This window comes from Serratia proteamaculans (assembly GCF_008830365.1).
GTDB classification, from domain to species: domain Bacteria; phylum Pseudomonadota; class Gammaproteobacteria; order Enterobacterales; family Enterobacteriaceae; genus Serratia; species Serratia proteamaculans.
Genome location: NZ_WBKI01000001.1, coordinates 1,378,667 through 1,397,591, shown reverse-complemented (window position 1 = coordinate 1,397,591; position 18,925 = coordinate 1,378,667). Strand labels below are relative to the sequence as shown.

General features: G+C 53.5%; 18 protein-coding genes and 2 pseudogenes. 13 read left to right on the top strand and 7 right to left on the bottom strand.

Features of this window, described 5'->3' with window-relative positions:
- Positions 1–4 precede the first annotated feature (4 nt).
- Positions 5–460 carry a DMT family transporter gene (locus F8R23_RS06610; RefSeq protein ID WP_112349562.1) on the bottom strand — a complete coding sequence of 152 codons (456 nt, stop codon included), beginning with the start codon at positions 458–460 and terminating at the stop codon, positions 5–7.
- Positions 461–566: 106 nt separating this feature from the next.
- Here F8R23_RS06610 and F8R23_RS06605 point away from each other — a divergent pair, with 106 nt between their 5' ends.
- Positions 567–1,484 carry a LysR family transcriptional regulator gene (locus tag F8R23_RS06605; protein ID WP_129936720.1) on the top strand — a complete coding sequence of 306 codons (918 nt, stop codon included), beginning with the start codon at positions 567–569 and terminating at the stop codon, positions 1,482–1,484.
- Positions 1,485–1,562: 78 nt separating this feature from the next.
- Here the strand turns inward: F8R23_RS06605 and F8R23_RS06600 are convergent, their stop codons facing one another.
- Positions 1,563–1,742, bottom strand: a complete 180-nt coding sequence (locus tag F8R23_RS06600) for a hypothetical protein (protein ID WP_012145763.1) — start codon at positions 1,740–1,742, stop codon at positions 1,563–1,565.
- A gap of 96 nt (positions 1,743–1,838) precedes the next feature.
- The gene (locus F8R23_RS06595; protein ID WP_129938300.1) at positions 1,839–2,948 is read right to left on the bottom strand and encodes a YbdK family carboxylate-amine ligase; all 1,110 of its coding nucleotides are present in this window, start codon (positions 2,946–2,948) and stop codon (positions 1,839–1,841) included.
- A gap of 150 nt (positions 2,949–3,098) precedes the next feature.
- Here F8R23_RS06595 and F8R23_RS06590 point away from each other — a divergent pair, with 150 nt between their 5' ends.
- From F8R23_RS06590 to F8R23_RS06580, 3 genes and pseudogenes are all read left to right on the top strand, one after another.
- The gene (locus tag F8R23_RS06590) at positions 3,099–3,434 is read left to right on the top strand and encodes a metalloregulator ArsR/SmtB family transcription factor (protein ID WP_129936718.1); all 336 of its coding nucleotides are present in this window, start codon (positions 3,099–3,101) and stop codon (positions 3,432–3,434) included.
- A gap of 69 nt (positions 3,435–3,503) precedes the next feature.
- A pseudogene (locus tag F8R23_RS06585) lies at positions 3,504–3,638 on the top strand (ArsB/NhaD family transporter); the annotation flags it as partial.
- Positions 3,638–3,751, top strand: a pseudogene (locus F8R23_RS06580) (IclR family transcriptional regulator); the annotation flags it as partial. The pseudogenes F8R23_RS06585 and F8R23_RS06580, both read left to right, overlap by 1 nt.
- A 13-nt stretch (positions 3,752–3,764) precedes the next feature.
- Here the strand turns inward: F8R23_RS06580 and F8R23_RS06575 are convergent.
- The 3 genes from F8R23_RS06575 to norV all read right to left on the bottom strand — a co-directional run bounded on the left by F8R23_RS06575 (position 3,765) and on the right by norV (position 7,470).
- Positions 3,765–4,715 (bottom strand): Dyp-type peroxidase, encoded by a 951-nt coding sequence (locus tag F8R23_RS06575; RefSeq protein ID WP_129936717.1) that lies wholly within the window; start codon positions 4,713–4,715, stop codon positions 3,765–3,767.
- A 122-nt stretch (positions 4,716–4,837) separates the two neighbouring features.
- On the bottom strand, positions 4,838–5,986 hold the full coding sequence (norW, locus tag F8R23_RS06570) for an NADH:flavorubredoxin reductase NorW (RefSeq protein ID WP_129938299.1): 1,149 nt from the start codon (positions 5,984–5,986) through the stop codon (positions 4,838–4,840).
- Positions 5,983–7,470: an anaerobic nitric oxide reductase flavorubredoxin gene (gene norV / locus F8R23_RS06565; protein ID WP_129938298.1), complete on the bottom strand. Its 1,488-nt coding sequence runs from the start codon at positions 7,468–7,470 to the stop codon at positions 5,983–5,985. The genes norW and norV overlap by 4 nt, the downstream gene beginning before the upstream one ends.
- Before the next feature lie 162 nt (positions 7,471–7,632).
- On the opposite strand from norV, the gene norR reads away from it, so the two are divergent.
- Positions 7,633–9,156, top strand: coding sequence for a nitric oxide reductase transcriptional regulator NorR (norR, locus tag F8R23_RS06560; RefSeq protein WP_129936714.1), 1,524 nt, complete (start codon positions 7,633–7,635; stop codon positions 9,154–9,156).
- Between the two features lie 273 nt (positions 9,157–9,429).
- Here norR and F8R23_RS06555 read toward each other — a convergent pair whose 3' ends face one another.
- Positions 9,430–10,656: a M24 family metallopeptidase gene (locus tag F8R23_RS06555; RefSeq protein WP_129936713.1), complete on the bottom strand. Its 1,227-nt coding sequence runs from the start codon at positions 10,654–10,656 to the stop codon at positions 9,430–9,432.
- 607 nt (positions 10,657–11,263) lie between these two features.
- On the opposite strand from F8R23_RS06555, the gene F8R23_RS06550 reads away from it, so the two are divergent.
- Genes F8R23_RS06550 through F8R23_RS06515 form a run of 8 tightly spaced genes read left to right on the top strand, consistent with a single transcriptional unit; the run spans position 11,264 to position 18,803 of the window.
- Positions 11,264–12,490 carry an MFS transporter gene (locus F8R23_RS06550; RefSeq protein WP_129938297.1) on the top strand — a complete coding sequence of 409 codons (1,227 nt, stop codon included), beginning with the start codon at positions 11,264–11,266 and terminating at the stop codon, positions 12,488–12,490.
- A 44-nt stretch (positions 12,491–12,534) separates the two neighbouring features.
- Positions 12,535–13,389, top strand: a complete 855-nt coding sequence (locus F8R23_RS06545; protein WP_198642218.1) for a cupin-like domain-containing protein — start codon at positions 12,535–12,537, stop codon at positions 13,387–13,389.
- Positions 13,389–14,612 carry an 8-amino-7-oxononanoate synthase family protein gene (locus tag F8R23_RS06540; RefSeq protein WP_129936712.1) on the top strand — a complete coding sequence of 408 codons (1,224 nt, stop codon included), beginning with the start codon at positions 13,389–13,391 and terminating at the stop codon, positions 14,610–14,612. The genes F8R23_RS06545 and F8R23_RS06540 overlap by 1 nt, the downstream gene beginning before the upstream one ends.
- Positions 14,609–15,472: an HpcH/HpaI aldolase/citrate lyase family protein gene (locus F8R23_RS06535; protein ID WP_129936711.1), complete on the top strand. Its 864-nt coding sequence runs from the start codon at positions 14,609–14,611 to the stop codon at positions 15,470–15,472. Before F8R23_RS06540 ends, F8R23_RS06535 begins: the two co-directional genes overlap by 4 nt.
- On the top strand, positions 15,469–16,356 hold the full coding sequence (locus F8R23_RS06530; RefSeq protein WP_129936710.1) for an acetaldehyde dehydrogenase (acetylating): 888 nt from the start codon (positions 15,469–15,471) through the stop codon (positions 16,354–16,356). Before F8R23_RS06535 ends, F8R23_RS06530 begins: the two co-directional genes overlap by 4 nt.
- On the top strand, positions 16,340–17,341 hold the full coding sequence (dmpG, locus tag F8R23_RS06525; protein WP_112349585.1) for a 4-hydroxy-2-oxovalerate aldolase: 1,002 nt from the start codon (positions 16,340–16,342) through the stop codon (positions 17,339–17,341). The genes F8R23_RS06530 and dmpG overlap by 17 nt, the downstream gene beginning before the upstream one ends.
- A 2-nt stretch (positions 17,342–17,343) precedes the next feature.
- The gene (locus tag F8R23_RS06520; RefSeq protein ID WP_129938295.1) at positions 17,344–18,294 is read left to right on the top strand and encodes an ornithine cyclodeaminase family protein; all 951 of its coding nucleotides are present in this window, start codon (positions 17,344–17,346) and stop codon (positions 18,292–18,294) included.
- Positions 18,288–18,803 carry a MaoC family dehydratase gene (locus F8R23_RS06515; RefSeq protein ID WP_099064692.1) on the top strand — a complete coding sequence of 172 codons (516 nt, stop codon included), beginning with the start codon at positions 18,288–18,290 and terminating at the stop codon, positions 18,801–18,803. Before F8R23_RS06520 ends, F8R23_RS06515 begins: the two co-directional genes overlap by 7 nt.
- The last annotated feature ends 122 nt before the right edge of the window (positions 18,804–18,925 follow it).

Sequence of the window (18,925 nt, the reverse complement as noted above, 5' to 3'; positions counted from 1 at the left end):
GGGATTATCTCAGAAAGATGAGCAGGGCGCAGCCGGAGAGGATCAGCAGCGTAGCAATAATGTCGTTGGCACTTAGACGGCGTTTCAGCACGCCAAACCAGCCGCAGCTGTCGGACAACATGCCAAATAAAACCTGACCGGTGAGCATCAGTGCCAGACTGCCGGAAAGCGCCAGTGGGCTGTTAACGGTGATAGCCGCCAACACCACCGTCAGGGCACCGGGAATGCCGCCAAAATAGGCCCAACGGGGAACCGCGGCCGATGTCGAAGAAGATCCCGGGGTACGGCGACTCAGCAACAGCAAGAGTAGCCAGGCGGTGATTGCGCCTATGCCATGGGCGACCCATGAAGCAAGCAGCGGAGAATTATAGCTGGCCAGCACGCTGTTGATGCTGATCATCAGGGCCAGCAATGCGCCGGCGACCAATGCCAGCAAGGGATGGGAAAAATGTTCGCGCATCTTGGTGTCCGATTTATGTTTAGATGGGCGAACAGGCTATATTGTTTTTGTTTTAAACATAATCCACTAAAATAGAAACTCATTGTTGAGTAAAAGTTGACGATAGATGAATGATAACTTTGCAGCGATCCCGCTGTTTGTGGCAGTAGTGGAATGCGAAAGTTTTTCAGCTGCCGCCCGACGGTTGGGCATTACAAAATCAGCGGTAAGCAAACGAATTTCCCAGTTGGAAAGCTCACTTGGCGTGCAGCTGTTACAGCGCACGACCCGCAGCCTGAGCCTGACCGAAGCGGGTGAACAGTATTTTGGCTACGCCCGTAATGCCTGCGTGGTGGCGCAAGAGGGGGAAGATGCGGTCACCCGTCTGCAGGGACAACCACAGGGCAGTCTGCGGATCAGTGTGCCGATGGTGTTTGGCCGTTTGCATGTGGCCCCTTTGATCGCCCATTTTCTGGCGGCTTACCCGGAGGTGGAGATCAATATGATGATGGATGATCAATTGGTCGATTTGGTCGAAGGGGGCTATGACCTGGCGATCCGCATAGGTCGGCTTGCCGATTCAAGCTTGATCGCCCGGCGTATCGCGCCCTGTCACAGCGTATTGTGCGCGGCACCGTCTTATTTGGCGCGCTGTGGAACACCGGCAGATCTGGAACAATTGGCACAGCATAACTGTTTATTTTACAGTTATTTCCGTGGTGGCAGTGAATGGCTGTTTGAGGGGCCAATGGGAGCGGTGCGTTTTCAGCCGCGGGGGAATTACCAGGTGAATAACAGTGAGGCTTTGCGCGCAGCACTGCTTGGCGGTCTGGGAATTTGCCAGATGCCGACCTTCATTGTCGGGGATGATATTGCGCAGGGGCGGTTGGTTGAAGTGTTGTCGGCATATAGGCTGCCGGAGCATGCCATTTATGCGGTGTACCCGCAGCGAAAATACCTGCCGGCTAAAGTATTGGCCTTTGTCGATTTCCTGCTGGCTCAGCTTGGTGGAGAACGGCCTTATTGGGACCTACCGCGTCGGTGATGAAAACCCCTCGCCGTTAAGCCGGGAATACGCGGGCCAGATGGCTCGCCACCGGCGAAGCGGGCGGCATTGCGTGCTTCAGAAGCTTTGTACCAACACTTCGCGCGGCTGTTCGCTGCCGTGCTTCAACAAATAGTCGAACGATTTTTCGCTGCTTTTCAGTTGCTGCAGAAATTCCTGCGGTGACAGGTCGTGTTTTTTGCCGCTCATATAAGCCAGCGCCAGTTCTTTTGCCTGATAACGTGAAAAGTTGTACATAGTAGCCCTCGTAACGGTGGATTTCAGTGCTAACGATTGTAACCAAAGAGCACATAATGAACAGACGCTTTGGCGTATGGAATCGATAGCTAAAACTTAACTCACCGGTTGCAATAGCTCGTCGCACAGTCGTTGAATTATCTGCTTTTGCGACAGGCCGTTATCCAGCATCTGCCGAATTCGTTCCGAGTCGTTCACCCCGAGCCTGACATGGCGCTCAATCTTGTCCAGCAAGCTTTGTGTTTCCAGATCGTTAGCGTCAGTGCGTAACGCTGCCAGTGTGGTCAGCATATGTGAGGTCAGGCTGCTGCGCTTCAACGTGGTGGAGTCGACGTAGTCGGCGTCAAAACCGTTGCGGTAGGCATTGATTTTGTTGTAGTTGGTAAAGGCGTAATACTCCGGGGCTATTTCAGTGCGGCGCGACAACAAAAAACCGGCCAGCAGGCGGCAGTAACCTACCAGCAGCACGGCGTGGGAAATATGCAGTGGCGTATCGCAGATACGGATCTCCACCGTTCCCAGTTCCGGCTTGGGTCGTGCATCCCAATAAATATCCTTGATGCTGTCTATCACGCCGGCCGTACTCAGCCGTTCATAATAGACATTGAACTGCTCCCAATTGTAGATCTGCTCCAGACAGCCATAGTTGGGAAAGGAGTTTTGCGCGCTGAAACGCGAACTGGCAAACAGTGTGTCTACCCCCTGGTAGAGTGGAGAAGAGGCGCTGAGGGCAATAAAATGGGGGAAGTAGGGGGTTAAAGCGTGGCACAGATACATGGCTTCATCGCCGTTATTGACCCCGATATGAATATGTTGACCAAACACGCAGGCCAGCTTGGACAGATAGCCGAAGCGGCTGGCTAATTGCTGATAGCGCTGGGCATCGGTAATGACCTGTTTTCTCCAGTCATTGCTCAGATGACGGCCACCGCCACAAACGTCACAACCGAAGTTTTGTGCACTAAGGCGGATGCTGGCGGTCAGTTCACGCAGTTCGTCGTGCAACAGGTCAATATTGGTGTGCACCGAGCTGTTCAGTTCCACCATTGATTTGGTCAATTCATGCTTGATGCGTTTATTGTCGCCAAGATCCGTTACCACCTGATCGGCCTTGTCGGTGAGATCGTAGCTCTCAATATCGACTAACTGCAGTTCTATTTCTGTGCCAATGGAGAGTCTTTGCGAGCGTTTGAATGCTAACGGCATAGTTCATCCCTCAGAGAAACAGCGTTGCGGTAATTATAATCCTCCATCGAGATTTTGCTGTTTGCCTATTTATATTCGATAATTCGAATGTGTTTTTGACATTCTCCGCCGACGAATTATGATGACGGTCTTGACTCAAGGAGCGCGTGCATGACCTCACTGACACCACTGCAACTGTTTAAAAATTTGTCGGAAGAGACTCGCCTGATGCTGGCGCTTCTGTTGCGCCAGGCGGGGGAGCTGTGCGTTTGTGAGTTGTCCGGGGCGTTGGCCGAGTCACAGCCTAAAATTTCCCGTCATCTTGCCATGTTACGTGAAAGTGGCTTGCTGCTTGATCGCCGTGACGGCAAGTGGATCTACTACCGGCTGTCGCCACATATGCCGGCCTGGGCGGCGGCAATTATTGAACAGGCTTACCTTAGTCAACAGCAACAGGTGAACGAGCTGGCGCAACGGGCTGCCGGTAATGGGATTATCTGTCGTTAACGATAAAAAATTTAACCATATACATACGAAATTTCATATATGTTTGTCGCGAGCTGCTAAGGAGTTGTGATGGTGTTGGCCGGGGCAATTTTTATCCTGACTCTCATTTTGGTGATCTGGCAACCCAAAGGCCTGGACATTAGCTGGAGTGCGTCTCTTGGGGCGGTGCTGGCGCTACTGACCGGGGTAGTTCACATCAATGATTGGCGGCGATGAACGTGGGCGTCAATGCCTCGCAAATTTCGGCGGCGGAATTGCGTGAGCGGGTGCTGCCACGGCTGCAGCGCACGGCGATGGAGCTGGCGCTGCTGCTGTAGCTATGTGCAAGTCTCAGGTATTACGATCGGCCAGTTCTTCCAGCAAAGTCGCCGAAGGGGCAAAGAACAGGCTGCCGGTGACCGCACGGCTGAAATCCAGCAGGCGATCGTAATTGCCGGCCGGTCGACCAATGAACATGTTTTCCAGCATTTGCTCGATCGGTTGGGGAGCGCGCGCGTAACCAATAAAGTAGGTGCCAAACTCGCCCATGCCGGGTTTGCCAAACGGCATGTTGTCGCGCAGGATTTTGACTTCATCGCCATTCTCATCCACCAGCGTCGTCAACGAACTGTGGGATGACGAAGGTTTCACGTCTTCATCAAGTTCGATATTGGATTGCTTGTGGCGGCCAATAATGCCCTCCTGCGTTTCGACGGGCAGGGCATTCCAGCCTTTCATATCATGCAGATATTTCTGCACCAGCACGTAACTGCCGCCGGAAAACGCGCCATCTTCATCACCGATCACAGTGTAGTTGACTGCGTCATTTCCCTCCGGGTTTTCGGTGCCGTCGACAAAGCCAATCATCGCGCGCTGGTCGAAGTAACGGAAGCCGTGCACTTCCTCAATCACCGTCACGGCGTCGCCGAGTTTGTTCATTAACTGGGTGGCCAGTTCGAAGCACAGATCCATCTCGTCGGCGCGGATATGCAACAGGATGTCGCCGGGGGTTGAGACAGCCACGCGGTCTCCGGAGCCTATTGCGCCAAAGGGATGAAGTTGTGCAGGACGGGGTTGGCCGAATAAGCGATCCCAGGCCATTGAGCCAAATCCGCAAACGCAGGACAAGTTTCCTGCCGGGGCTCTTTTGCCGACGGAACGGATCACACCGCTGATATCAGCGCACCAGCCACGCACCGTTGCGAGCTGCGCAGGGTCGGGTGACAAGGTAGCAACCAGGAAAATAGCGTGGCGCGTAACAGGGCTGGAAACAGCTTGTGGTAGGGGGGAATTGATAGTCATAGCATCCAGTGCCGGAGTAAGTCAGAGCTTAAAACTAATCTATTTTAAGGGCTACGCCAACTGATTAACCCCAGTTGGCGTAGGGCATCGTTAAATACTCAGAGTGTACAGGTGGGTCATCATTAACTTTCTGCTGTCAGGGTGTTTAATTCCTTCAGTAAACCGAAGGCCAGTTTCATATGGTCTTCGCTAACGATAAACGCGCGCAACTGTTGTTGCCGATCAAAACCTTTGGCAATCATGCCCTGTTGTTCGGCGACAATGTTCCAGCTCAAATCCTGACGATGGGTTTCCCCTGCCAGGTGCAGCGGCAGGTTGGGGGTTTTCACCTTGACCAGCATGGCCGGCAGTTTCACGCCTTCCTCGGCGCCCAGCAGGTTTTTCGCCAGGGCCATGGCGCTAAACTGTATCGGCTGGAGGAATGGCAGTAGTTGGCCATCGATCTCTGCGCAATCGCCGAGGGCGTACACATCGATCTGCGAGGTCTGTAAGCGATTATTCACCCGGATGCCGCGATCCACTTGCAGATTAGCCTGGCGCGCCAGCCCAACGTTCGGGTGCAGTCCGACCGACGCGATCGCCGCATCAACCGATAATTGACGTCCATTCCCCAGCGTTGCCTGTAAGCCACGGTCTTGTTGTATCAAGGCGCTAAGTTGCTGGTTGAGCAGCACTTCGACCCCCATCTGTTGCAGACAATGCTGCAAGCGGCTGCTGGCTTCAATCGGCATCAGTGCCGACAGCAGGCTGCCGGATCTGTCCACCAGGGTGACCTGTTTACCGGCCCGGCACATGTCCATCGCCAGTTCACAACCGATCAGGCCGCCGCCCAGGATCAGCACCCGCTGCGCCTGAAGCAGTGCCAATTCGCCGTCGCGATATTCCTGCTGGCTGTTGAGCGTCAGCATCAGTTCATTGCCGGTCACCGGCGGTACGATAGCCGAAGCTCCGACCGCCAAAACCAGTTTGTCGTACTGCCAGCTTTGTTCGCCGCTGCACACCCTTTTATGCTGGGTATCAATATCCGTGATCCGCGTGTTTGGGTGTAACCTCAGTTGGAACTGTTCGGCAAAGCTGCCGCAGGTTTGCCGCGTTAAGGCATCTGCAGTTTGATTCTGGCTGATCACATGGCTCAGCTCAGGTTTGTTATATTCATCACAGCTGTCGGCGGCAATCAGGCGAATCGGAACGTCGCTATTGAGTCTGCGCAGATTTTTTACCAGCTGTCGGGCGGCAAAGCCGGAACCAACGATCAGAATGCCAGGGTTCATTTTGCCTCCGAAGCGAGGGGATCGAACACGTCTTTGCCCATTGCGCATTCCGGGCACAGGAAATCATCCGGCACGTCTTGCCAGCAGGTTCCGGGGGCCACATCTTGCATGGGTTCACCCAACGTTGGATCGTAGATCCACAGGCAGACGCTGCATTGCATGCGCGGCCCGAGATCGGTATCGACGTTGGTATCGGTATCGACATTGGCGCAGGGTACTTCAGGTTGTGGTTGTGGCTGAGCGACGGCAGCCGCAGGAACTGGGGCTGCCGTCGTCAAAGGCAAGGAGGTTAAAGCCCATTGACGAGCGATATCCCGGCCATGTTGACGGCAGATTGCCAGCATATCGCCATCGGGACGCCATTTGGCTTTCAATGCCAGCGTGGTTTCAAAACCACAGTCCATCAAACGGGTTTGAATACGGTCTACCGCGCCGCCGTTCCAGCCGTAGCTGCCGAAGGCCGAGGCTTTCTTATTGCGAAAACGCAGCCCGGTGATCTCTTCCAACAGCCCGGCAACTTTCGGCATCATCACATTATTCATGGTCGACGAACCCACCAATACGCCTTTGGAACGGAACACGTTAGTCAGGATTTCGTTTTTATCATGACGCGCCACGTTAAAAATCTTCACCGCCACGCGCGGATCGACTTCGTTGATGCCTTGTGCAATAGCGTCCGCCATCATGCGGGTATTGTTGGACATGGTGTCGTAAAAAATGGTGATGCGATCTTCCTGATAATCCGCCGCCCACTCTAAATAGCGCTGTACAATTTGCGTCGGATTATCGCGCCATACCACGCCGTGTGAGGTGGCGATCATGTCTACCGGCAGGTTGAAACCGAGGATCTCGTTGATTTTGGGTGTCACCAGCCGGCTGAACGGGGTCAGGATATTGGCGTAGTAACGCTGACATTGTTCAAACAATTCATTTTGATCAACCTCATCATTAAACAGATGCTCATCGCAGTAATGCTGGCCAAAGGCGTCATTACTGAACAGCACGGCATCGCCAGTCATGTAGGTCATCATACTGTCCGGCCAGTGCAGCATCGGCGTTTCAACGAAGATCAGCTGTTTACCATTGCCGATATCCAGGCAGTCACCGGTGTGGACTACGTGGAAGTTCCACTCTGGGTGATGATGGTGACCGTTGATTGAATCAATGCCATTTTCGGTACAGTAGATAGGCGTTCCCGGGATCTGCGCCATCAATTCGGTCAGCGCCCCGGCGTGATCTTCTTCTGCGTGATTGATGATGATGTAATCCAGCGTTTTGAGATCAATTTCCGCTGACAGATTCTGTACAAACTCACGGCTAAACGTATGGTCCACCGTGTCGATCAACACGGTTTTCTCTTCACGGATAAGATAGCTGTTATAGCTGCTGCCCTTTAAGGTTTTGTATTCTGTCCCATGAAAATTACGCACTTCCCAGTCACGTTGACCGACCCACTGGATATTATTTTTCACCTGAATTGCCATGCTCATTACCTTATTGTCGTTTACTGGGTTTCGATACTTGTAATGAGCAAACAGCGTGCCAGTTTTTATGATATTGTTTTTTATGTAATAATAATTCATTGGTGTCATTCTGACATAGGTGTAATATTGTCTATATGACAATTAAGTGTCGGAATGACAATTATGACCCTCTCCATACAGTCCCTCGCCACCATCGCTATCGAATTACAAAGCGGCCTGACACAAGGCGACCGCTTTCAACGCCTGATCAACAGTCTGCGCCGGCTACTGCGCTGTGATGCTTCGGCTTTACTGCGTTTTGAAGGGCAGCAGTTCCGCCCATTGGCGATTGACGGTTTGGCTCAGGATGTTCTGGGGCGACGCTTTGCGCTGGATGCCCATCCGCGCCTGGAAGCGATTGCCCGCGCCGGTGATGTGGTGCGTTTCCCCGCGGATAGCGATTTACCGGACCCCTACGATGGTTTGATCCCCGGGCATGACCAACTTAAGGTTCATGCCTGCATTGGACTGCCCTTGTTTGCCGAACAGGATTTAATCGGTGCATTGACTTTTGACAGTCTGGACCCGCTGCAATTTGATCGCTTCAGCGATGAAGAACTACGGTTAATCAGTGCATTAGCGGCGGGGGCGCTAAACAATGCGTTATTGGTTGAAGCTCTGGAGAGGCAGGCGTTGTCTCCGCTGGCATCGCAAGGGGTAAGCGCGCCTAGAGAAAATGATGAGATCATCGGACTTTCGCCGGTTATGCAGCAACTCAAGCAGGAAATCAGCATCGTTGCCGGTTCCGAGCTCAACGTTTTGATCACCGGAGAGACCGGGGTAGGTAAAGAGCTGGTGGTGCGGGCGATCCATCAGGGATCGGCGCGGGCTGCCAACCCGCTGGTCTACCTTAACTGCGCTGCTCTGCCGGAAAGCGTGGCGGAAAGCGAACTGTTCGGCCACGTCAAAGGGGCATTTACCGGTGCTATTCAACACCGCGCCGGCAAATTTGAAATGGCAGACAATGGCACTCTGTTTCTCGATGAGATTGGTGAGCTTTCACTGTCGCTGCAGGCCAAGCTATTGCGGGTGATCCAATACGGCGATCTTCAGCGAGTGGGGGATGATCGGGTCAAGCGCGTTAATGTACGAATTTTAGCGGCCACTAATCGGAATCTCAAACAGGCGGCAGTTGATGGGGCATTCCGGCTGGATTTATACCATCGGCTGAGCGTGTTTCCGCTGTTCGTGCCACCGTTGCGCGAGCGAGCCAGCGACATTGCTCTGCTGGCGGGGTACTTTTGCGAACGTTGCCGTATCAAGCTGGGTTTGGCGCAGTTAACGCTCTGCGCAGAAGCATTATTCACGCTCGAGCAGTATTCATGGCCGGGGAATATTCGCGAACTGGAACATGTAATCTATCGGGCTGCGATTTTAGCTCGTGCGGAGCAAAACAGCAGCGAGCTACAACTGTTGCCGGCGCATTTCACTATAAAGGCCGGCTCTTTGCCGACCGGGATCAGTGACGAAGCACTGCCAGAGACGGCTATTGAGGCGGATCTCGCGACAATGACGCAACATTTCCAGCGCAGCGTGATTGAGAAAACCTTGGCGCAATGTGAGATGAACTGGGCGGCGACCGCACGTAAATTGAACCTGGACAGCGGTAACTTGCATCGACTTGCCAAGCGATTGAATATTAAATAAGTGTGCCTTTTATAATATTCACTAATTATTTCCCTCATCAATTTTTTTCATCATCAATTCCATTTGAATATATAATTTATTCTTATATTCGCATTTGAAATGGACGGTTGATTTTTTAACTCGCAACTATTTTTATATCAAGAGCTATTTCACGCGGATGGCGAAAATTTTAATTAGTGATTGCACTAAATTGTATAATTAAATGGTTTTATTAAACATGGTCGATATTAATATTATATTCTAATCCGAGCGGCATCGCCGCCCGGCGGATGATCATCCGGCTAAATCAAATGGATCATCAAGGGATGTTGCCGGCGGGGTAAACCAGCGAGCACCGTCTTCAGTGACGTAAAAATGGTCTTCAAGGCGGATACCAAACTCGCCCGGCAGGCACAGCATAGGTTCGATGCTGGCGCACATGCCGACATCGAGCGGTTGCTGCTGTTTGCGGATCAGATACGGGGCTTCATGAATATCCAGTCCGATACCGTGCCCGGTGCGATGCGGCAGGCCCGGCAGCTGATAGTCCGGCCCAAAGCCATAAGAGACCAGCACATCGCGCGCCGCGTCATCCACTTTATGGCAGGGCACACCGGGCGCGATAACGGCAAACGCGGCGGCCTGTGCCTCATGTTCCGCCTGCCAGGCGAAACGCTGTCGTTCGTTAGCTTCGCCGTACACATAGGTACGGGTGATATCGGACAGGTAACCCTTGTAGCGGCAACCGGTATCCAGCAGCACGATATCATTGTTTTTCAGCGGTTTGGGTTGCTTCACGCCATGCGGAAACGCGCTATCGGAGCCGAATAGCGCAATACAGAAATAAGAGCCACTGGTGCCCATTTTACGGTGGGCTTTATCGACGAAGTCGATCAGTTCGCTGGCGGTGATGCCAGGGCGTAATATACTGGCGGCTGCCTGCTGCACCCGCAGAGTAATATTATTGGCAGTTTGCATCAGCGCGATTTCCGTCGCCGATTTACGGCTGCGGCAATGGCCGGTGATCGGCTGGGCACTGATCAGCCTGATATCGCCGGCATACTGTTGCAGACCGAGGAACAGCGTGACCGAAGCGGTTTCGCAAATCGCCACTTTGTGCTGGCGGCCAGCACCTGTCAGCCCGCGCGAAGCCAGCACGCTGAAGAACAGTCGATAGGGATCTTCTTCCTCATGCCAGCTAAAAATTTCTGCTTCTATCACCTGTGCGTCTTTGAAGGTGCCGATCTCGAACCAGGGGGCGATATAGGCGATTTCACCTTCGGCCGGGATCACTGCACCGACCATGCGTTCGCTCGGTGACCACGGAGTACCGGTAAAATACAGCAGGTTGCTGCCCGCATTGACATAGCAGGCGTCAATGCCGTTTTCGCGCATCAGGCGCTGTGCGTGTTGAATACGTTGCCGATACTCTCCGGCGGCGATTGCAGGCGGATTATCCGTTAACGGTTGCAGTTGTTCCAGGGCCTGTTGCGCCGTGCAACCGCCAATGCCTGTAGCCATGTTTTTCTCCTCGCATAATGTTCAATATCAGGGCCAATGTCCCAGCGCGCCAAACCTTCATCATAAATAAACCGCAGCGACAATACTTGGCTCCAATAGATAAGAAAGATGCCGATTACAGCACAGTTTTACCTTCGGCAATGTTGTGTCCTGGTTTTACCCGACAGATTCTGCTGTAAAAGGCGCTGCGGGCGAACCAAAAATTACATTTACCCCTTAATCCATCTGTAACTGATTCTATTTACTTGATAATGCAATAACGCATCAACATGATGCAAAAACGCTCTTGTAAATAATGATTAGCGTTGCTAATTGTTAATGCCCATCGTATTAAATAAATTTATAAGGAATTTTTACTTTTACCCAGTAGTGAATGAATCATTGTTCATCACGATAATTTCAATGCTAACGATGTATAAATAACCAAGTTTTAAACGGACTATTTTAATGTATTAGCGTGTTATTAGACACTCGCGCCGTCACGCATAAATAAAATTTGCAATTATTTTCTCTATTGCGAAAACCTAACCTGATAAGTGAGGGGATATATTGTTGTTGATATATCCAGTTGCTTGGGCATAAGCGATTTTATTATTGAGAGTACTTTATGGAAACAAATGCCGTTGAGTCTAAATTCAGTTTTGGTTCCTATACCCGATTACTGTCTGGTCCCGGGCATGCCGTGCTTTCTTTGTTTGGGCTATTAGTTCGCTTTCCGGTGGCGATGCGTTCTATAAGTTGCATTATGTTGTTATCTGCTACTACCAATTCGCTGTGGATCGCGGGTACCGTCGCAGGAACCTTAATGATTACCCAGGCTTTGGCCAGCCCGATACTCGGGGGCTTTGCCGACCGATTCAGCCAACGCAAAGTGCTTATTGTTACCTGTTGTTGCCACGTTATGGCCATAGCTTTACTGATTGCCCTGGCCTTTCTTAATGCCCACTTATGGGCAATCATGGCCGCCGCTATGGGTATTGGTTGCTCGTCAGTGCCGGTAGATGGCTTTATTCGCACCCGTTGGGCGGCAATGGTCACCGATGAGGCTCTGCGAACCGCTTATGCTTTAGAAACCGTACTCGATGAGATTATTTTCTTGTTGGGGCCGCTGGTCGCCATTGTTTTAGCCACGGTATTACATCCCGCTGCGGGGTTGGTTTTATGCGCCATATTCACCTTCAGTGGTTCGATGGCACTGGTGCTGCATCGGCGTTCAGAACCAGTTGTTGTGCAAAGGGTCGATGAAAAAAACCGCAGAGCCATTAGCATGGCCTGGGTTCGTAGCCTGATGATCTCCTATGCAGCGGTGGGGATATTTCTTGGCTCGATCGATGTGATGATGATCGCCTTTGCCAAAGAGGCAGGCAATCCCACGCTGGCTGGCGTGTTGTTGTCTATTTGTGCCGCGGGCAGCCTGGTGGGAGGGCTCTGCTATGGTGCCATGAACTGGTCTATACCGCAGCCACGGCTGCTGTTACTCACCTCTGCCACGCTGTGTGCCGGTACTGTTCCCCTGGTGTTCACCAGTTCCCCGATCGTCATGGGGTTCTCCGCTTTTATTGCCGGTTTATCGGTGGCGCCGTTATTAATCACCTGCAGTAACCTGCTGGAATCGTTAACGCCCAAAGGCTGCCTGTCAGAAGGCTTCTCCTGGCTGTCCAGTGCGGGTTGGTTGGGGTTTTCCCTGGGAGTGTCGGTCGGCGGGCAACTTTCAGATCAAACCGGGGCTGCTCAGGTCGCCTGGATCGCTTTGGCCGCTGGCATGCTCGCCTTATTAGCCAGTCTGTTCAGCCAGTCACTACTCAGTAAGAAATCACTACCCAGCCCCATTTAAGCGGGTTCTCTCATTATTATTACCGAGACAGGAAAACGGCCATCGTGAATCAGTTAACCACGGGTATTCCCGTACCACGTATTACCTTTAATGAATTTGTCGCGCTGGGGATTGAGGCTGTTTTCCGGGCCGACGTTCCTGTGATTATTACCGATCTGCCACTTGATACCAGCTGTAGCGCTAATGACCTTATTGCTCAACGGTTAGGTGATGACAATGTCACCTTGTTCCGGGAAGCCAGTAATAAGGAAAATACCGAACGATGGCAGACCATGAAGATTCAACTGCGTGGCTTTCTGGAAAATAAAGAATACCAGCAAGACAACAGCACTTGGTATCGCGTGGTTTCCAATATTATGCACCGGCCAGAAGACATCAATACACTTCTCGGCTTCGATGCATTTTCGCTACTGGCTTCCCGTCGTGGTCTGAATGCGGCCAATTTATGGATAAGTTACCACGGTGTATTTACCCAAAGTCACTTCGATGAACTCGAGAACTTTAATATCGCCCTGCAGGGAAGAAAACGATTCATCCTTTATCCACCCGGCCGACGCGATTATTACCCGCGTTCTATCTTAAAGGGATTTGGCGACAAATCGCAGGCCTTCGATTTTAACAACATTGACCCACAGCGTTTCCCACGGCTGGCAGCGAAATCCCCGCAGCGTCGCGATTTTATTCTGGAGCCCGGTGAAATGCTGTATTTGCCACTGGGATGGTGGCACCAGGCCGAGTCGTTAGACGACCTGAATATCAACGTTAATTTTTGGCTGTGGGATCTGAAAATCCTGCGCAGGCCTTATGTTCTGTATTCCGCGCTCTACACGGCCGCCTACCGTAAGTTCAAAGGCATTTATAACTATCAACCCGAACCTGCCAAGAAGGAAGGAATTTGATGACCAGCCGTAAGAAGATCATGCCAACCAACCACTATCGCAACAACGACAAAGCTATCGGTATTGGTAATCCCTTCTGGGATATGTCAGAGCAGAACGGACTCGCAGGGATCGTCGCCGGACTTGAAAACGATCTCCTGTCCACCCCGAGTGGTCATCAATTTGTCAATTTTAGCTGCTGCTCCTATCTGAACCTGGACTCGCATCCTAAGGTGGTAGAAGGGGCCATCGACGCGGTACGTCGCTATGGCGTGCTGGATCATTGCATCGCCCGTAGCCGGGTTCAACTGCCGGTACTGAAGGAGCTGGAGGAATCGCTTGGTGAACTGTTCCAGGCCGATGTTCTCAGTGGCGTGTCGGCCAGCAGCATCAGTGGCGGGCTGCTGCCGCTGATCGCCTCCGGGCATTTGGGCAACGGTGCTCGCCCGTTAATGATTTTCGATAAGCACGCTCATGTGTCGTTGGCCGCAGCCAAACCCGCCTGTGCCGATGAAACCGAGGTTGTCACCTGCAATTACCACGATCTGGAGTTCATTAAGGACTGCTGTAAGAAATATGAACGGGTCTGCTACGTGGTTGACGGCAGCGATAGCCTGGGCGGCTATGCGCCGGTTAAAGAGTTGGCCGAACTGCAGGACAAATACGGCCTGATGGTGTTCTACGATGATTCACATTCTATTTCCGCCTATGGCGAACGTGGAGTCGGCTATGTTCGCTCGCACAGTCCGGCACTGAATGAGAACACCGTTATGGTGGTCACCCTTAACAAGGCTTTCGGCACCAGCGGCGCGGCCATACTGCTCAATGGCTATTCGCAGCAAATGCTGCGCCTGGTAGAACGCTTCGGTGGTGGGCTCAACTATTCGCAAAATCTGAACACGGCGGCCATCGGTGCCAGCCTGGCTTCGGCCGAAATTCACCGCACGGCTGAATTGCCGGTATTGCAGAAGAAGCTGTACGACAACATTGCCCTGTTCGACTCACTGGTTCCGACAGAGCAGAGTGGCAATAGCTACCCGATCCGTCTGGTGCCGATGAGCGATGAAACGGTGATCAGCGAAGGTCGCAAGGTGATAGAGGCCGGTTTTTATGTCTCGCCGGTATTCTTCCCGATCGTTGCGAAAGGCACGGCAGGCCTGCGGGTGATGATGCGTGCCGGGCAAACAGAAGATCAGATTCGCCGTTTGTGCAAGATACTCGCTGAAGTAAGGGCTCCCCAATGACGGATATCACACGCGCTATTCCACGCAGCATTCTGTATACCCCGGCCTTATCACTCAACCGGGTGGTCAAGGCCCTGTCTTATGACGCCGATGTTCATCTGATCGATTTGGAAGACTCGGTCCCGGGTCCATTGAAAGCGGAAGGGCGGATCATCTGCCGCACCGCCCTTGATAGTGCCCCAGCGTCGGCGAATATAGCTGTACGCATTAACGCACTGGGTACGATTGATGCTTTGCATGATTTGGTGATGCTAAGCACCGGCGTTGCCACGCCGGGTTTTATCGTTATGTCGATGGTCAGGTCACCTGCCGAGGTGATTTTTCTGCGAGAGACTTTTGCCTCAGCGGGCAAGTATCCGGAAATTTACCTGACGATAGAGACGGTTGAAGCCATTACCGATCTCGATGACGTCGCGGCCGTAGCCGATGGCTTGGTTTTTGGCTCTGCGGATTTGGCGGCTACGCTTGGCGTGCCAATCACCTGGTCCGGAATGCTGGCGGCGCGTCAGGCGATGGTTTTGGCCAGTGCCAGACACGGTATTGGCTGTATTGATACCGCCAACTACCGGCTTTCTGAGCCGGAGGTGCTGGCCAGCGAAATTCAGAACATCAAGGATCTGGGTTTCCACGGTAAAGCTACCGTCCACCCCAGCGAACTTGAGCCGATCAATTCAGCATTGCGACCCAATGAGGGCGCGCTATTGGCCGCATCCCGGATCACTGACGCGGTCAAGGCCGCCGCCGGAGGCATTGCCTTACTGGACGGACACATGGTGGGGCCACCTTTTGCGCGTATGGCCCACACCACGTTGCAACTAGGCAAAGCCTGGGCTGAACGTTTCAACCGGGGGAACTCATGACTCTCTCCGTTGCCGTCATCGGGACCGGAGCCATCGGCATGGATCTGGTCAATAAAATTCATCGTTCGCCCTGGCTGCATTGTGGGCTGCTGGCAGGGCGTAACAAGGATTCCGCCGGTCTTGAAATCGCGGCCAAGCTGGGCTGCCCGACCAGTGCCGGAGGGATTGACGCTATTCTGGCCGCACCCAAGCCGTTCGATGTGGTATTCGACGCCACTAACGCGATGTCGCACGTCAAACACTGGGAGCTGCTTCGCCCGCTGGGTACGTTGCTGATCGACCTGACCCCCAGCCACCTGGGCAAAATGATAGTTCCTACGGTAACCGGCACCGAAGCGCTGGCCGATCGCAACGTCAGCTTGATCAGCTGTGGCGGGCAGGCGTCGATCCCCATTCTGCATGCCCTTAGCCGGCATTTCCAAATTAACGACATCGAGGTGGTGGCGACCGTAGCCAGCAATATTTTGGGGCGAGCAACGCGTATCAACATCGATGAATACGTAGAGACTACGCAGATTGCGCTCAGCGCTTTCACTGGCGTGGCAAACACCAAGGCGATCCTCAATATCAGTCCGGCAACCCCGCCTGCCATGTTTAGAGTCACTATTTTTGCCGATATCCCCGGCGTGACGGCAGAACAGATAACCCCGGTGGTCACCGCGGCGGCGGCGGCAGTGCGGGAATTTTCGGCGGGTTATCGATTAACGGCGCTCAAGGTCACCGAAGGGCGAGTATCTGTCTCTCTGGAGGTGACCGCCAGCAGTAAGGTAATGCCTGAATATGCGGGTAACCTGGACCTGATCAATTCCGCAGCCATTCTGGTCGCCGAACAGTATGCGCACTATCGAAATAAAGCGGAGGTGACCAATGACTATTCTCATTAACGACTCAACCCTGCGCGATGGGCAGCATGCGGTAAAACACCAACTTACTGCGGCGCAGTTGCGAAGCTACGCCACCGCGGCAGATAAAACCGGCGTGGCGATTGTTGAAGTCGGCCACGGTAACGGGCTGGGGGCTTCCTCCTATCAGGTGGGCCGTGCGGCACTGAGTGACGAAGCCATGCTGACTACGGTGCGAGAGTCTTTGCAAAACAGCAAGATGGGGGTGTTTATGCTTCCCGGTTGGGGCACCAGCGCTGACCTGTCGAAAGCCCTGGCCTGCGGCACCGATGTGGTGCGTATCGGCACGCATTGTACCGAGGCTACGCTGGCTGAACGTCACCTGGGCTGGCTGCGTGAACAGGGTGCGGAGGCTCATGCGGTGCTGATGATGAGTCATATGGCCACCCCTGCCGAGTTAGCCGAACAGGCTGAGTTATTGGTGGGTTATGGGGCTCAGGCGGTCGGCATCATGGATTCGGCCGGCAGTCTTTTGCCGCAGGATGTCACAGCACGTATTGCTGCAATGCGCATGCAGGTAGAGGTGCCGCTGATTTTCCACGCGCATAACAATTTGGGTATGGCGGTGGCGAACTCGGTGGCGGCCGCCCAGGCGGGGGCCGGCATTATTGATGGTTGTGCTCGCGGGTTTGGTGCGGGGGCGGGTAATACCCAACTGGAAGTGCTGATCCCGGTATTGGAACGCCTGGGGTATAACACCGGCATCGATCTCTATCATTTTCTGGATGCCGCCGATCTTGCCGCTCGGGAGTTAATGGTGGTTCCTCCGATGATTGACTCTCTGGGCATCGTCAGCGGGCTGGCCGGCGTATTTTCCGGCTTCAAAAACCCGGTACTGAACCATGCTGGCAGCGCCGGGGTGGATGCGCGCGACGTGTTCTTCGAACTGGGAAGGCGACAGGTTATTGCCGGGCAAGAAGACCTGATCGTTGAGGTTGTCGCCGAGTTGAAGAGGGCAATCTTGTGACGATGCAAATGATAAACGCTGCCGAAATGGCGGGTGAGGACCGACTGCGGCAGGTGATGGCGACCCTGAGTGAAGTGTTCCAGGACTTACGCAGCGGTAAAGAACAATCTCCGCCGCGAACCTTGCTGAACCACGGTCGTTCTGAAATGTTGATCAGCCCGGCAAGCTGGATGAAGCGCGGCGTTGCCAGTGTCAAAATTACTACCCTCACGCCGGGGAACGCCGAACATGGCCTTCCATTGATCCACGGGGTGGTGGTGCTGACCGACGTCGATAGTGGCCAGATGCTGGCATTACTCGATGGTGCGAGCTTAACCGCAGTACGAACCGGCGCGGTTGCCGGTTTGGCGACCCAGTTGTGTGCCAATGCAAATGCCGGGGATCTGGCCATTTTGGGCGCAGGAGTGCAGGCCCGGGCCGTGCTGTTGGCGATGCTTGCCGTCCGCCCGATCCGCAGGGTGCGGATTTTTTCCCGCACGCCGACCAGAACCGAAGAGTTTGCACGGTGGGCACGCTCGGTGACGAAAGCCAGAGTCACTCTGTGCAATAGCGCATTCGAGGCGGTGCAGGGGGCGGAGATTATTTGTACGACCACATCCACCAGCGCTTGTGAGCCGCTGATCGAGGCCGGTTGGATAGCGCCGGGGGCGCATCTGAACATTATTGGTGGGACCCACGAAGAGGCTATTGAGGTTGAACCCAGCTTGCTGAAGACGGCGTTTGTAGTGGTGGAAACCGCCGCTGCCGCTCAGGAAGACGCAGGAGAAGTGCGCAGCGCCCTCACGCAGGGCTACATTCAACCTGAAGATCTAAATGAACTCGGCGCCGTCATTCTTGGCGAGGTTGCGGCAAGAGAAGGGCAGACAACATTGTTTCGCAGCGTGGGGCTGGCGATTGAAGACACGGCAGCGGCGATTGCACTGTATCCATCCAGGGAGAAAAGGTCATGCTAAGACGAGTTGGCGAAAATGAGTATGTTGAAGAACACGGTGGGGATTACGAGGACTTCGAGCCGGGAATGACCATCAAACACTGGCCGGGGCGCACGTTATCCGAGGCCGACAATACTTGGCTAACCTTGCTGACGATGAACCAGCATCCTTTGCATTTCGATCAGGCCTATGGCGCCCAGGTTGAATATGGCCGCGTATTGGTGAACAGCAGCATTACCCTGGCGTTGGTCAGCGGAATGACCGTACAGGCCCTGTCTGCCAGGGCCGTCGCTAATCTGGGGTGGGAAAAAGTGCGTTTGAAAGATCCGCTTTTTGTCGGTGACACGCTCTATGCCACCAGCAAAATTCTGGCAAAACGCCCTTCAAAATCCCAACCGAATAAAGGCATTATCACGGTAGAAACTCTGGGCATCAAATCCACGGGCGAAACGGTGATCACCTTCGAAAGATCCTTTATGGTTCTGCGCCGGGAGTATATTGCCGCCCAATCTTCATCTGCGCGGGATTAGACAGGGCGACTCATTCCCGTTGATAACCGCAGCGGGGATGAGCAGGAAAAACCATTGAAATGAATGTGCTGCCACCCAGCCTGAGATCTGCGTGGCAACTCTGGTTGATAGTCCTTCAGGCC

Bases quoted from the DNA above. Each gene is read 5' to 3' on its own strand.
- F8R23_RS06610 (WP_112349562.1), bottom strand. From the start codon at position 460: ATGCGCGAACATTTTTCCCATCCCTTGCTGGCATTGGTCGCCGGCGCA.
- F8R23_RS06605 (WP_129936720.1), top strand. From the start codon at position 567: ATGAATGATAACTTTGCAGCGATCCCGCTGTTTGTGGCAGTAGTGGAA.
- F8R23_RS06600 (WP_012145763.1), bottom strand. From the start codon at position 1,742: ATGTACAACTTTTCACGTTATCAGGCAAAAGAACTGGCGCTGGCTTAT.
- F8R23_RS06595 (WP_129938300.1), bottom strand. From the start codon at position 2,948: ATGCCGTTAGCATTCAAACGCTCGCAAAGACTCTCCATTGGCACAGAA.
- F8R23_RS06590 (WP_129936718.1), top strand. From the start codon at position 3,099: ATGACCTCACTGACACCACTGCAACTGTTTAAAAATTTGTCGGAAGAG.
- F8R23_RS06575 (WP_129936717.1), bottom strand. From the start codon at position 4,715: ATGACTATCAATTCCCCCCTACCACAAGCTGTTTCCAGCCCTGTTACG.
- norW (WP_129938299.1), bottom strand. From the start codon at position 5,986: ATGAACCCTGGCATTCTGATCGTTGGTTCCGGCTTTGCCGCCCGACAG.
- norV (WP_129938298.1), bottom strand. From the start codon at position 7,470: ATGGCAATTCAGGTGAAAAATAATATCCAGTGGGTCGGTCAACGTGAC.
- norR (WP_129936714.1), top strand. From the start codon at position 7,633: ATGACCCTCTCCATACAGTCCCTCGCCACCATCGCTATCGAATTACAA.
- F8R23_RS06555 (WP_129936713.1), bottom strand. From the start codon at position 10,656: ATGGCTACAGGCATTGGCGGTTGCACGGCGCAACAGGCCCTGGAACAA.
- F8R23_RS06550 (WP_129938297.1), top strand. From the start codon at position 11,264: ATGGAAACAAATGCCGTTGAGTCTAAATTCAGTTTTGGTTCCTATACC.
- F8R23_RS06540 (WP_129936712.1), top strand. From the start codon at position 13,389: ATGACCAGCCGTAAGAAGATCATGCCAACCAACCACTATCGCAACAAC.
- F8R23_RS06535 (WP_129936711.1), top strand. From the start codon at position 14,609: ATGACGGATATCACACGCGCTATTCCACGCAGCATTCTGTATACCCCG.
- F8R23_RS06530 (WP_129936710.1), top strand. From the start codon at position 15,469: ATGACTCTCTCCGTTGCCGTCATCGGGACCGGAGCCATCGGCATGGAT.
- dmpG (WP_112349585.1), top strand. From the start codon at position 16,340: ATGACTATTCTCATTAACGACTCAACCCTGCGCGATGGGCAGCATGCG.
- F8R23_RS06520 (WP_129938295.1), top strand. From the start codon at position 17,344: ATGCAAATGATAAACGCTGCCGAAATGGCGGGTGAGGACCGACTGCGG.
- F8R23_RS06515 (WP_099064692.1), top strand. From the start codon at position 18,288: ATGCTAAGACGAGTTGGCGAAAATGAGTATGTTGAAGAACACGGTGGG.